This is a genomic window from Sporosarcina newyorkensis (genome assembly GCF_900167515.1).
Classification (GTDB): Bacteria; Bacillota; Bacilli; order Bacillales_A; family Planococcaceae; genus Sporosarcina; species Sporosarcina newyorkensis.
In genome coordinates this window covers 153787-167068 of record NZ_FUYJ01000002.1, presented here as the reverse complement: position 1 = coordinate 167068, position 13282 = coordinate 153787, and the positions used below count along the sequence as shown (strand labels likewise).

The window sequence follows — 13282 nt, the reverse complement described above, 5'->3', positions numbered from 1 at the left end:
GGTTGTGGTGGAGAAAACTCGGGAGGTATTCTGAAAATAAGAAGCCGCGTAAAGCACCAAACTCGGGTGGTACCGAACCAAAGTAGCGTAGGAACGAACCAAAGTCATGCCGGATCGAACCAAAACTCTTCCCGACCGCACATTAGTCCAGTTGCAACGAACCAAACCAGCCATGCACCGCACCTTTCTATCGCTATGGCAACTAATTAAATATATAAATGAAGTCACCCTGATAACGTTTTTTCAACAGGATATTTTTTCAACCAATGGACAACAAGATTCAACAGTAACAGGGCGTGATACCAACTGTCATAGGGATGCGTTATAATGGGTGGATGAAGACTTAAAATTGATCGGTAACGGAGGCTCTTATGCATAAATTTGATGAATCTTTTGTTGATATTCTTATTCAGTTTGAAAACGATAGGAAGTGGATGTCTGTCCAGAATTGGATGGTCGAAACTCCAGCCTTTATTCAATCCAATAAGACCTTACTTGAAGCGGCGAAAGTAATGAAAGAACTTAAGTTAGACTTTCTTCCCATAGTGGATCCGCATCATAAACCATATGGCGTCGTGACTCCTAAAGATGTGATGGAAGCTTTCGTTAACGGCGATGAAGGCGATGATTTACTTGAGACCTTCCCTACTCTGCAAGTTGCACAAATAGAAGAGAACACACTTTTAAGCGATCTGGCTCCCCTCCCTACGGATGTATTTTTGATTACGGATCAACACGGAGTGCTGACGGGCCTCATCACATACAAGGAAATCTTTAGTGGGATTGCCGCTTTGATGGAGAGCTATGTGAAGAACGATAAAGTTTCCGACGTTTTAGATGTCATCTTGGAAAAAGCGTACGAAGGTGTGGCGGTTGTAGATGAAAATGGGATAATCATTGAATTTAATGCAGCTTATAGTAAATTTACTGGAGTTCCGAGAACAGAAGCGATTGGCAGGCATGTCACAGACGTGATCGAAAACACTAATCTGCATGAAACGGTTCAAAAAGGAATCCCTGAACGTGGGGTTCTTCAGAATATTCAAGGTCAAGACATGGTAGTGCACCGAATTCCTATTTGGAAGAATGGCAAAGTGGTAGCTGCAATCGGTATGCTAATCTTCGAAGGCGTTTCGGATATTTATCGTATATACGAACGGCTGCAGCTTCAGAAGATCATGTCGGATACTGAATCACCCCCTTCCTCCTTAGATAATCTCTCAAGTTTCGATCAAATCATCGGCTCGAGTGAAGCTATTTCTAATTTGAAACGAAAAGCACGGACAGCTGCGCGTACACAAGTCGTTGTATTATTGACTGGAGAACATGGAACCGGAAAAAAAGCATTTGCGGAAAGTATTCATCACCTAAGCTCACGGAATGCGGAGTCATTCATCTCCATTTCATGCAAGAATGAGGAACCACACATAATAGAAGATCAACTTTTTGGGAATCCAGATGGAGAGCCTGGCATACTTTCAGGGGATAGAAAAGGCACGCTCTACTTGCAGGATATCGACTTCCTGCCTATAGCTATTCAAAAGAAATTGCTAAATGTCCTGCGAAAAAAACCAGTGGACCTCCCCATTCAGCTGATCATCTCATCCACACGTAATTTAAGTGAACTGGCAGAAACGAATAATATCAGTTCCGAGTTGTATGCACAATTAAATCCATTACAACTCATCATTCCGCCACTTCACGAAAGAAAAGAGGATATCCCTTTCTTATTGTCACACTTCATGCGTGAAATTTGTTTTGCGTATAAAATTCCGGAAAAATCCTTTTCACCATCTGCCGTAACCTATTTAATGAACCACCATTGGATCGGTAACATTGAGGAATTAATCGACGTCATAGAGGACTTGGTTAAGAGAGTTCCTTCCGAAATCATCGAGCAGACCGACTTGCCACAAAGCATCTTGAACGAGCAAAGCGTTGCCACATTAGAAAGCATGAGAGAAAAACAAGATTCAGAGGAAAAAAGAATTATTTTAGACTTATTGGATCAAACGGATGGGAATAAGTCACGTACTGCAGAGTTACTGGGCATCCATAGAACAACTTTGTATAAAAAATTAAGAAAATTTAACATCTTGACTTGAGTGTAGCCTCAGTGCTACACTCAAGTCATCAATAAAAAGTGTAGCTAATCAGCTACACTTTTTTATTACCTGTTTTGAATTCACTGAAGGTTCTAACAGAGTTATAGAACAAAAAGGAGTTGAAGCAATGGGAACTAGTAAAACTTTTCAAATGCCACCGACTATACTTTATCTACAAGATTCTTTTAAGCAAGTTGGTGAAAAAGCTTCCTTACATGGTAAAAAAGCGTTAATCATCAGCGACCATGTGATGGAAAAACTAGGTTATATTGAAGATTGCCAAAAATATTTATCCAGTAACTCCGTCGACAGTATTGTTTTTCTCGGGGTGGCTTCAGAGCCTACAGATCAATATGTAGAGAACTCGCTACAACTTTTTCAACATCAACAATGCGACCTCATTATTTCATTAGGAGGCGGAAGTTGTATCGATACTGGGAAAGCGGTCGCGGTACTGGCTGCCAACGGAGGGTATATCGGAGATTATATGGGACAGCAAAAAATAGCCGACCAAACACCCATACCTCATATTGCAATTCCAACAACTGCTGGAACAGGTTCAGAAGCAACAGATGTTACTGTCATTACAAATTCAACTACTCAAGTAAAAATGATGATTAAACAGCCTGCCTTTATGCCAAATGTTGCGATTGTTGATCCTTTATTAACTCTCTCCTCACCACAGAATGTGACAGCCGCCACGGGAGTAGACGCACTGAGTCATGCGATCGAAGCGTATATCTCTAAAAAGGCTCATCCGATGACAGATATGATGGCCCTATCAGCTATCAAACTAATTTCCGAAAATCTCTACAAAGCCTACACGGAGGGACAAAATCTTGAAGCAAGAGCAGGTATGTCCCTTGCTGCATTACAGGCAGGAAGCGCATTTTCAAATGCTTCTGTATGCCTGGTACATGGCATGTCCAGGCCAATCGGGGCACTATTTGATGTACCACATGGCTTTTCAAATGCGATGCTTTTGCCTGCTATATTAGAGTATAGCAAGGATTCATGTATTGATAGACTCGCAGACATTGGAGGAATATTTTCACCCAAAGCCAAGCAATTCACAAACGAAGATGCAGCCGAATTTGCCGTTCAGTGTATCAAAGATTTATGCAATTCATTGAACATCCCTAACCTGGAAAAATGGGGAATCCCTCGAAAAGAATTTGTAAGCGTTATCAACAAAATGTCAAAAGACGCTGTGGATAGCGGAAGTCCCGGCAATAATCCAAAAGTGCCGACTGAAGAAAATATCGCGAGTCTTTACCACGTTTGCTACGACTACCAGTTTTAATAAATAGGAGGTCATAAAGATGACAATAACAAAAATCGAGACACTAAAAAACTATATTAACGGTGAATGGGTATCGGCTACAACTGATAAAAAAGAAGAGGTCTACAACCCTGCGACAGGTGAAGTCATCGCCAATGTTCCGATTTCCACAAAAGAGGATTTAGACTCTGCAGTCCAAGTTGCAAGCGAAGCATTCGTCACCTGGAAGGAAGTTCCTGTACCCCGCCGTGCTCGAATTCTATTCAAGTATCAACAATTGCTAGTGGAGCATTGGGAAGAGCTCGCTCGGATAATAACAGTTGAAAATGGTAAAAACTTTACGGAAGCACATGGGGAAGTTCTTCGTGGTATCGAATGCGTGGAATTTGCGGCAGGTGCTCCTACGTTAATGATGGGTGACAATTTACCATCCATCTCGACAGGTCTGGAATCGGGAACTTACCGCTATCCGGTCGGTGTCGTCGGTGGAATCACACCGTTCAACTTCCCCATGATGGTTCCATGTTGGATGTTTCCGATGGCGATTGCCACGGGGAATACATTTGTATTGAAGCCCTCTGAACGTACGCCGCTGCTGGCAAACCGATTGGCTGAACTGCTGGAGGAAGCTGGCTTACCAAAAGGTGTATTTAATATCGTCCACGGGGCACATGACGTGGTGAATGGAATCTTGGACCATAAAAAGATTGCAGCCATTTCGTTTGTCGGGTCCCAGCCTGTTGCTGAATACGTGTATAAGCGAGGAACCGATAATCTGAAGCGTGTTCAAGCTCTAGCTGGGGCGAAAAACCACTCCATCGTTCTTAAAGACGCCAACTTGGAAAACGCCGCCAATCAAATTATCAATGCAGCATTCGGCTCAGCAGGCGAACGTTGCATGGCGTGTTCGGTAGTGGCGGTTGAAGACGAAATCGCAGACGAATTCGTTGAAACATTACTCGATCGGGCAAATGAACTGACAATTGGAAATGGATTAGATGAAGGCATATTTCTGGGTCCAGTCATCCGAGATACGCATAAAGAGCGTACGGAACAATACATTGCGACTGGGGAAAAAGAAGGTGCTACATTGATTCGTGACGGTCGTCTAGACAACGCAGCTCAAGAAAAAGGCTATTTTGTCGGGCCGACAATTTTCGATCACGTGACGAGTGAGATGAAAATTTGGCAAGACGAGATATTCGCTCCTGTCTTATCGATTAGCCGAGTCAAAAACTTGGATGAAGCTATTGAATTATCAAATCAATCCATGTTTGCTAACGGCGCTTGTATTTTCACTAGAGACGGCGGTCATGTCCGTACATTCCGCGAAAATATTGATGCCGGAATGCTCGGAGTAAATATCGGTGTACCGGCGCCGATGGCTTTCTTCCCTTTCTCAGGTTGGAAGGATTCGTTTTACGGCGACCTGCACACCAACGGGAAAGATGGTGTGAACTTCTATACACGGAAGAAAGTCATGACTGGGCGTTGGGAATAAGAGAAGTACTATACTAAAAAACAACTAAAGGAGGACGTAACATGTATGACTTTTTCGCACCGACCGTAAACTTTTTCGGAAATGGTTCAGTTGAGGTAGTTGGTGAACGCTGTGAAATACTGGGCGGTAAAAAGGCTTTAATTGTAACAGATAAATTTCTAAAAGGACTGGAAAATGGACCTGTTACCAAAGTCGTCAACTCATTGAATAAGGTCGGAATCAATGTCGCCTATTTTGACGGAGTAGAACCAAATCCTAAAGATTATAATATTTACGACGGTTTGAAAGAGTACCAAGAAAAAGAATGCGATCTGATTATCACAGTGGGCGGAGGCAGTGCACATGACTGCGGAAAAGGGATAGGTATTGCCGCAACGCATGACGGCGATTTATATGAAAACTATGCAGGTATCGAAAAACTGCAACATCCACTGCCCCCTATTGTCTGTGTCAATACAACCGCAGGAACAGGCAGTGAAGTTACACGCCATTGCGTCATCACGAATGTTGAAAAGAAAATAAAATATGTTATTGTGAGCTGGAGAAATACACCACTCGTATCTATAAACGACCCTGAGCTAATGATTGATAAACCAGCAAGCTTAACAGCAGCAACCGGAATGGATGCTTTAACCCACGCAATTGAATCGTATATATCGCTTGGAGCTAATGCCGTCACGGACTCTATGGCCATTCAAGCCATAAAACTTATTTCCGACAACTTAAGACAGGCAGTAGCCAATGGACGCAATATGATTGCCCGGGACAATATGACAAACGCCTCCCTGCTCGCCGGCATGGCGTTCAATAATGCAGGATTAGGCTACGTCCATGCCATGGCACACCAATTAGGCGGTCTATACGATATTCCACACGGCATAGCAAACGCTGTCTTGCTGCCGCATGTACTGGAATACAACATGATTTCAGACCTGGAAAAGTTCGCAAACATCGCGGAATTCATGGGAGAAAACATCGAAGGAATCTCAAAACGGGATGCCGCATTTAAAGCAATAGAAGCTATCAAAAACCTATCGAAAGACGTCAATATTCCAAGCAATCTTCAAGTACTCGGTGTGAAGTCATCAGACTTCGAATTAATGGCGAGACTTGCTCTAGAAGACGGAAACGCCGGAAGCAACCCGATTCAAGGCACCGAAAAAGATATTATCGGTATTTTTAAAGCAGCCTACTGAAACAGTCTGGCTACAGAGGTTATTGTGGATAGTCGGTTACATCGACTTTCTGCAATAACCTTTTTTTCCGTCTAGTTAAATTTCATGATTCCCCTCCTCCAGCCGTTTTCCTGTCCACCTTAGCCGAAAAACCGGCTCCATCTGCCGTCTTATCGGTTGTCCTATTCAAAAAACACGATAATTACCAGTTTTCCAAGTTGGCACGCATCTTGCACTATAAGAAGATGAATACAAAAAGGGAGGAATCATTTATGAAGGCACCAGTCGTTAGTGGAAAAGAACAAGAAAAAAATTCAGAAACACTTATGAAAGCAGCAATTGTAAGCGAATTCCAACAAGAGTTGGAACTTCAGGATGTACCAAAACCGAAACCGGGACCTGGTCAGGCGCTTGTAAAAATTGAAGCTTGTGGTGTGTGCCATACTGATTTACATGCAGTCAATGGTGATTGGCCTGTTAAACCGAAACTTCCACTCATCCCTGGGCATGAAGGTGTTGGCGTCGTGGAGAAAATCGGACCGGGCGTGACAGCTGTTAAAGTTGGAGATCGTGTCGGGATTCCTTGGCTGTATTCCGCATGCGGGGAATGCGACTATTGCCTGAAAGGACAGGAGACGCTTTGCCACAATCAGGAGAATGGCGGTTATTCCGTTGATGGCGCATATGCAGAATATTGTCTGGCAGCAGCGGATTACGTGGCCAAAATCCCTGAAAGTCTAAGTTCTGTCGATGCAGCGCCGATCCTCTGTGCAGGAGTGACAACTTATAAAGCGTTGAAAGTATCCGGTGCAAAGCCTGGTGATTGGGTAGCGATTTATGGAATCGGAGGACTTGGGCATGTCGCACTGCAATACGCAAAGGCGATGGGCTTCAACGTTGTAGCGGTCGATATTGCGGATGAAAAACTGGAACTCGCTAAGAAACTAGGAGCCGATGTAACGGTAAATGGTAAAAAAGAGGATCCAGCTGAAGCGATTCAATCACAAGTTGGCGGTGTCCAGGCAGCTATCAGTGTCGCTGTGACGAAAGTTGCATTCGAACAAGCATATCATTCTGTCAAACGCGGAGGCTCACTCGTTGTAGTCGGACTGCCGCATGATGAACTCCCAATTCCGATTTTTAACACAGTTTTAAATGGAGTTACTGTAAAAGGTTCCATCGTCGGTACTCGTATTGATATGAAAGAAGCGCTTGATTTTGCTGCACGCGGCAAAGTAAAAGCACAGATTGAAACTGCTCCGCTTTCCAATGTCAATTCGATTCTAGATAAAATGGAAAAAGGTGAAATTAACGGAAGAATCGTTTTAACATTTGATTGATCGAAACGCTCTTTCTTACTATAAGTAGATAACTAAAAATAAGCTAATTAAATAGGGGGATTCTCTAAGTCAATATAGGACTAGAAGAATCCCCCTCTTTTTCATGTTTCATTCAAATAATAACGGAGCTTTCTTGTAGTTACGCCAAGCTTTTGGGCTGTTTCTTTACGATTTCCGGCCGTTTCGTGGAGCGATTTTTTTATAAGTGCAGTTGCCGTTCGTTTTTCCATCGTTTTCATAAGAGACAGAACATCGTCAAGAGACTGTTGTTCTGACCCATTATAAATATTCATTACTTTTTTTGAAAAGTCATTCCACTCGTCGGGGAAACGGACTGGTTCAACCGAAGCGGCAATCGGAAAAGATTTCTTTTTTCCTATGATCCGATCTGGCAGTAAGTCTGGTGTGATGATAGCCCCTTCTTTTACGATAGCAGCTGTTCTGCGGATCAGGTTGGATAGTTCACGCATATTTCCCGGCCAATCGTGTTGTTGCAGCAGTTCTAATGCGTCTGGAGAAAAAGTGATTGTTTCACCAGATTGCTCGATGAATAAGTCGATTAATAACGGGATATCTTCCCTACGTTCACGGAGCGGAGGAATGTTCAGTTTAACAACATCCAGCCGGAATAATAAATCTTCTCTAAAGGCGCCGCGTTGTACAGCTTCATCAAGGTTGACATGAGATGCAGCAATGATTCGGGCAGAAGTACGCTCCGTTTTCGTTCCGCCAATTTTGATAAACTCGCCCGTTTCGAGAACTCGTAACAGTTTTACTTGTGTTGATAAGGAGGCTTCAGCGATCTCATCAAGAAAAAGAGTACCTGATGAAGCAGCCTCAAAATATCCGGCCCGGTCTGTCATGGCACCAGTGAATGCGCCTTTCACGTGGCCGAATAATTCACTTTCCAAGATTGTTTCGGAAAGGGCACCGCAGTTAATATTTAGCAGCGACCCGGCAGCACGTCGGCTTGCTGCATGGATAAACTTTGTCAGCACTTCTTTACCGGTTCCTGTTTCGCCCTCTATTAAAACTGTAACTTGCTTAGGCGCAATTTTATAGGCAAGCTCATACAACTGATGCATCGAGCGACTAGTCCCAAGGAAACAACCCAATTCCCGAGCGATCCTCTTGAATTCAGCTTCTTCTCCGACGTCAAATTGCGGATTTGCAAGAAGACGGTCGATCAATTGGTCGATTAAATTAATATCTTCAAACGGTTTTTCTATAAAATCGGCCGCACCATGTTTTATAGCATCTACAGCGATTTTGACCGTGCTGTATCCGGTCATAACTACACACGGGCAATGCGGAGCTTGCATTTTCATTGCCTTCAATACGTCTATGCCATTTCGATCCGGAAGACGGACATCTATAAACGCGAGTGTAAACAGCGAGAAGTCCGTAATTTCGTCAAATTCCTTTCCACTTTTCACATGTGTTGTCCGGAAACCTTTTAATTCAATGAGACGTGATAAAAATCGGCCAAGTTCGATTTCATCTTCTACAATTAAAATATGTTCCAAGATTTCACTGCCTTTCTTCATTTAATGGAAGTGCAAGAGAAAATGTTGTCCCACTGCTCTCTTCTGATCTGGCAGATAAAATTCCACCATGAGCTTGCGAAATTCCGAAGCTGACGGATAATCCGAGACCCGTCCCACTGTCTGCATCCTTCGTCGTGAAAAAGGGATGAAAGATGTCATCAAGCACTTCCTTCGCGATACCTACCCCGTTATCTGTAATTGATAAAACTGCCGAGCCTTCCAATAACTCCGTCCGAATTAAAATCTTTTTTTCCTCTGCAGATGTCATTGTCAGCGCATCTTTTGCATTCATCAGCAAGTTGACAGCGACTTGAACCAGCTGTTGTGAGTTACCGTTTACGTACGGTAGATCAGGAGCAAGCACCACGTCAATTGAAATATGGTTTTGTTCAATTTGCCTGCGGGTCAGACTGAGCGCTTCATTGACAGCATCATTTAACGAACACTGTTTAAAGGTTGGAATCTCCTGACGCGAAAACACAAGCAGACTGCGGATAATCGTACGGCATCTTTTCCCGCACTGATCGATGTCTTCTAGCAATGGCTTCATTTGTTCATTAGCAGATTGGGTCCGAAGCAGAAGTTGCGTGTTTCCAATGATTGCGGTCAGCGGATTGTTCAGTTCGTGTGCAACCCCGGCAGCCATCTCTCCAATTGCCGCCAGCTGTCCGGAATGCATGAGTTGCATTTCCATCCTGCGCTTTTCTGTTACGTCTTTACGATAGACAATGACTGCATCAATGGAGTCATCCAGTCCCAAAAGCGGATAGCATGAACAATCATAAATTTTATTATCATGATGCAGTTCGGCAGATTGCGGTTTTTTTGTTTGAATCGTCAGTTGAAAAGGGTTTTCCGCAGACCCGGTTGTTTGTTCCATGAATTCACTGATATTCTCGCCGATGCCAAGCGACCAATCCATTCGCGCCGCATCATTTCTCGATAAGATGGTGCCGTCAGGAGCTATGATTAAAATCGTGTCAGACACGGCTCGGAAGGTCTCTTCCCATCGCTGTTTTCCAGCAAGAACCTCACCATAAAGCCGCGCATTTTCCATGCAAACCGCTATTTGGTCTGCAAAATGAAAAAAGAAAGAAAGGTCATCTTCATCACACTGAAAATATGATCGGCTTGCAAACGACAGAACTCCAATCATTTTGCCGTTGCTCTTTAATGGAAAAAGATGCATAGAAGCTAATGCAAGATGCTGGATTCCTTTTTCTTCAAAGAAAGAAGCATGTTCATTTTTGTGATAAACCGAGTAGTCTCCTGTTGTAAAGAAATTCTGGTCTAAGGAGTCTTCACCTCGAAAAAGTGTATTTTCCCCCTGAGAGATGACATGTTCCGGATAAATATAGGACCGAACGATTTTAGTATCTGCTACAAGCGCGACACCGAGAAGATCAATCGGATATACAGTTTTTAATTTGGCAAATGTATTTTCCAACATATTCTCTACCGAGAAATTAATTGTGAAACTCCTCATCACTTCATTGATCATTTCAAGTTGGCTGTTTTTTTTTTTCAGTTGGTCCACAGTGGACTTCAGCTCGGAATAATAATTGTGTTTGGATGACTGTACCCCTGTCAATAAATCAATCATTTCGTGTCTTTTCATCATAGCACCTACAACGCCTGCCGCAGAAGGAACGCCACTTCATCAGCTGAAATATCACGAGGGTTGGTAATCATACAAGCATCCAGAAGCGCTATTTCGCTAATGACAGGAATGGCTGATTCTTCAAAACCCATTTCTGATAATGTAAGCGGCGCACCTATATCAACCGCAAGTTTTCTTACATGACTGACCGCTTTTTCACAGGCCTCCGATACACAAAGTGAACTCACATTTTCACCCATCAACTCAGCAATCGTCCTGAATTTTTCCGGTGCAGCCAACGCGTTAAACTCCATAACATGAGGAAGCAGAACAGCATTGATATCACCGTGTAAAAAAAGATAACGGCCGCCTATAGTATGCGCCATCGCATGTGCAGCGCCGAGGATTGCGTTGGAAAAAGCGAGTCCGGCGTGAAGACTTGCCATCGCCATCTTTTCTTTTGCTTCCATGTTAAACCGTGATGCAACAGATGGTCTGAGAAATTGCGAGGACAACATGATGGCATTTTTCGCATGAACATCGGTTAGCGGTGTAGCGGCAATGCTGACGAATGATTCAATAGCATGTGTCAACACATCAAGCCCAGTGGAAGCGGTAAGACGAGCACTTTTTGTCGCCAGTACATCGGGATCGATAATCGCGATATCCGGCACTAAAGACTTTGAAACGATGGTCATTTTTATATGCCGTTCGCTATCCACGATGACGGAAAATTGAGATACTTCGGAACCTGAGCCAGCTGTTGTCGACACCATAACTAATGGAGGAAGTGGTTTTGTGATGCGGTCTACCCCTTCATAATCGCGGACTTGTCCACCATTCGTCACCAGTATGGCTGCCGCCTTTGCAATATCTATGGCACTGCCGCCACCGACTCCGATGAACGCATCGCATTCATTGTCACGATAAACTTTTGCACACATTTCGGCTTCTGTCTCTTTGGGGTTCACACTGATATTAGAAAAAAGTACGAAAGCGAGCCCCGCTTCCTGACAACGTTCTTCAACACTTTTCAACCAGCCCGCATCGATTACTCCCTGATCTGTCACGATCAGCACGTTGCGAGCACCAAGGCGTACACAACTTTCGCCGACTTGTTTGATGGAACCGCTTCCAAAAATGACTTCCGGCATAACGAATTTGAACATATTGAAACACCTCTTATTTGTTTTACTATTCCATCTATTATAACATCATTTTCTAGAAGTTAACTATTGTAATCCTGCCAAGAGCTGGATCCTACCATTAAGTTGACGAAACTCGATCCATCATAACTGGTATCCCAATTTTAATGAATGAATTGTGTGAGCCTATTACCTTAAATGCAATGTTGCGGTGCTCATATATATTTGTCCTAGCGTCTAGCACTCGTTATACTTTTCTTAATGAAAGGAGACAGAGATGAAGCAAAAATGGGAAAAACACGGTCTTAAGTTTATAGCGTTTGCAGCATTTATATTTTTGATTATCGTAAACTATGGAAATTGGCAAGAGCATCAGGAGTTCATGGAAGAGGTAAGTCAACATCCGACGGAAAAACAGATCTTTCGGAAATACGTAGTTCTTGATCTGTTGCAAGGTCCGCATTTTTCAGTACAATTGGCAGCCTTGCCAGAAAGCAGTGTGCCTACAAAATACAATTCATCGATCATCAGAATCGACCAGGAATTATTTGAGCAAGTGGACGTTGGAGACGCCATTGCTGGGTATTCGGCTGATGGAAAGTTTTATACGGAAGAACTGTTGAAGGAAGAAGAGCGCTGGTTCTATCTATTATTGACATTCTTTAGTCTGTATCCAGTAGGCTATCTAGTGTATTGGTTTATGAAAATAAATTCGATTCAACAGTTTGTCAGGCAAATTGGTAAACGATCATTTATAAATAAGACTGGCAATCTTCTTTTCTCTTTCATCTTTTTTGGAATTATCGGGATTATTCTTCTCTTCTCGCTGACGGAATGGAAAAACGTATGGGAAAACGGCTATGAAAAGTTTTTCGGCACCCATCACGCGGAAGCGACGGCGCTCATCATCGACCGCGATGTGGACTGGAATTCCTCTTTACACGGGGACCACGAGTACTATCTTTCCTTGATGTATAAACCAGATAACCAAGACAGCATATTTATCGCCAAAGGAGTCACATGGCATACCTACCATAAGTATCAGAAGGAAATGCCAATCATTTATAACACGGAAAACCCATACCAAGTGTTTGCAAAAGAAATTGATCCACAAGATATTTTTTTCATCTTGGCGGCTGACACAGTCACCATTATAACGGTTTCGATAATTTTGGTAATTCTCCTAAGCGTGCTTATGTATCTTCTTTGGAAACGGGGACAAAAAGGTAGGTCGCCTACCAAACGCACTAAGGTGTAGAACTTTCCTTACTATCAACAAGAGAAGCAGTCAATTAATAGCCTATTATCAAATACTACAGCATGGGTAAGGAATTGATTGCTTCCTCTAAGTAGAAAACAGCCGACCATCCTGATGGATAGTCAGCTGTTTTTTTCGTTTATGGTTTCATTGTTTTGCACTCCCGTTATCTGTGGGCGCCTGCTTCAAAGGTCTTTTCAAAGCAGTATCCAGTGACTTCAAATAATACCTGTAATGTGCATATTGTCCCGCTATACAATAATATCCCCAATCACCGGATTGCACTTTTTAGTCGTCGCAGAATTACTCTGTTATGACTTGGATTTAAC

Annotated in this window: 9 protein-coding genes; 6 read left to right on the top strand and 3 right to left on the bottom strand. The window is 43.1% G+C overall.

Features of this window, described 5'->3' with window-relative positions; all coding sequences use genetic code 11:
* The first annotated feature begins 371 nt into the window (after positions 1-371).
* From B5D59_RS05135 to adhP, 5 genes are all read left to right on the top strand, one after another.
* Complete coding sequence (locus tag B5D59_RS05135) at positions 372-2105, top strand: sigma-54-dependent Fis family transcriptional regulator (RefSeq protein WP_078817143.1); 1734 nt, start codon at positions 372-374, stop codon at positions 2103-2105.
* 127 nt (positions 2106-2232) lie between these two features.
* Positions 2233-3408 (top strand): iron-containing alcohol dehydrogenase, encoded by a 1176-nt coding sequence (locus B5D59_RS05130; RefSeq protein ID WP_078817142.1) that lies wholly within the window; start codon positions 2233-2235, stop codon positions 3406-3408.
* Between the two features lie 19 nt (positions 3409-3427).
* Positions 3428-4888: a CoA-acylating methylmalonate-semialdehyde dehydrogenase gene (locus tag B5D59_RS05125; RefSeq protein WP_078817141.1), complete on the top strand. Its 1461-nt coding sequence runs from the start codon at positions 3428-3430 to the stop codon at positions 4886-4888.
* 41 nt (positions 4889-4929) lie between these two features.
* The gene (locus B5D59_RS05120; protein ID WP_078817140.1) at positions 4930-6084 is read left to right on the top strand and encodes an iron-containing alcohol dehydrogenase; all 1155 of its coding nucleotides are present in this window, start codon (positions 4930-4932) and stop codon (positions 6082-6084) included.
* Positions 6085-6389: 305 nt separating this feature from the next.
* On the top strand, positions 6390-7403 hold the full coding sequence (gene adhP, locus B5D59_RS05115) for an alcohol dehydrogenase AdhP (RefSeq protein WP_078817362.1): 1014 nt from the start codon (positions 6390-6392) through the stop codon (positions 7401-7403).
* Between the two features lie 101 nt (positions 7404-7504).
* Here the strand turns inward: adhP and B5D59_RS05110 are convergent, their stop codons facing one another.
* Genes B5D59_RS05110 through B5D59_RS05100 form a run of 3 tightly spaced genes read right to left on the bottom strand, consistent with a single transcriptional unit; the run spans position 7505 to position 11719 of the window.
* Positions 7505-8929 (bottom strand): sigma-54-dependent transcriptional regulator, encoded by a 1425-nt coding sequence (locus tag B5D59_RS05110; RefSeq protein WP_078817361.1) that lies wholly within the window; start codon positions 8927-8929, stop codon positions 7505-7507.
* A 4-nt stretch (positions 8930-8933) separates the two neighbouring features.
* Positions 8934-10571 carry an ATP-binding protein gene (locus tag B5D59_RS05105; RefSeq protein ID WP_078817139.1) on the bottom strand — a complete coding sequence of 546 codons (1638 nt, stop codon included), beginning with the start codon at positions 10569-10571 and terminating at the stop codon, positions 8934-8936.
* 5 nt (positions 10572-10576) lie between these two features.
* Complete coding sequence (locus tag B5D59_RS05100; protein WP_078817138.1) at positions 10577-11719, bottom strand: iron-containing alcohol dehydrogenase; 1143 nt, start codon at positions 11717-11719, stop codon at positions 10577-10579.
* Between the two features lie 253 nt (positions 11720-11972).
* Here B5D59_RS05100 and B5D59_RS05095 point away from each other — a divergent pair, with 253 nt between their 5' ends.
* Positions 11973-12953: a hypothetical protein gene (locus B5D59_RS05095; protein WP_078817137.1), complete on the top strand. Its 981-nt coding sequence runs from the start codon at positions 11973-11975 to the stop codon at positions 12951-12953.
* Positions 12954-13282 lie beyond the last annotated feature (329 nt).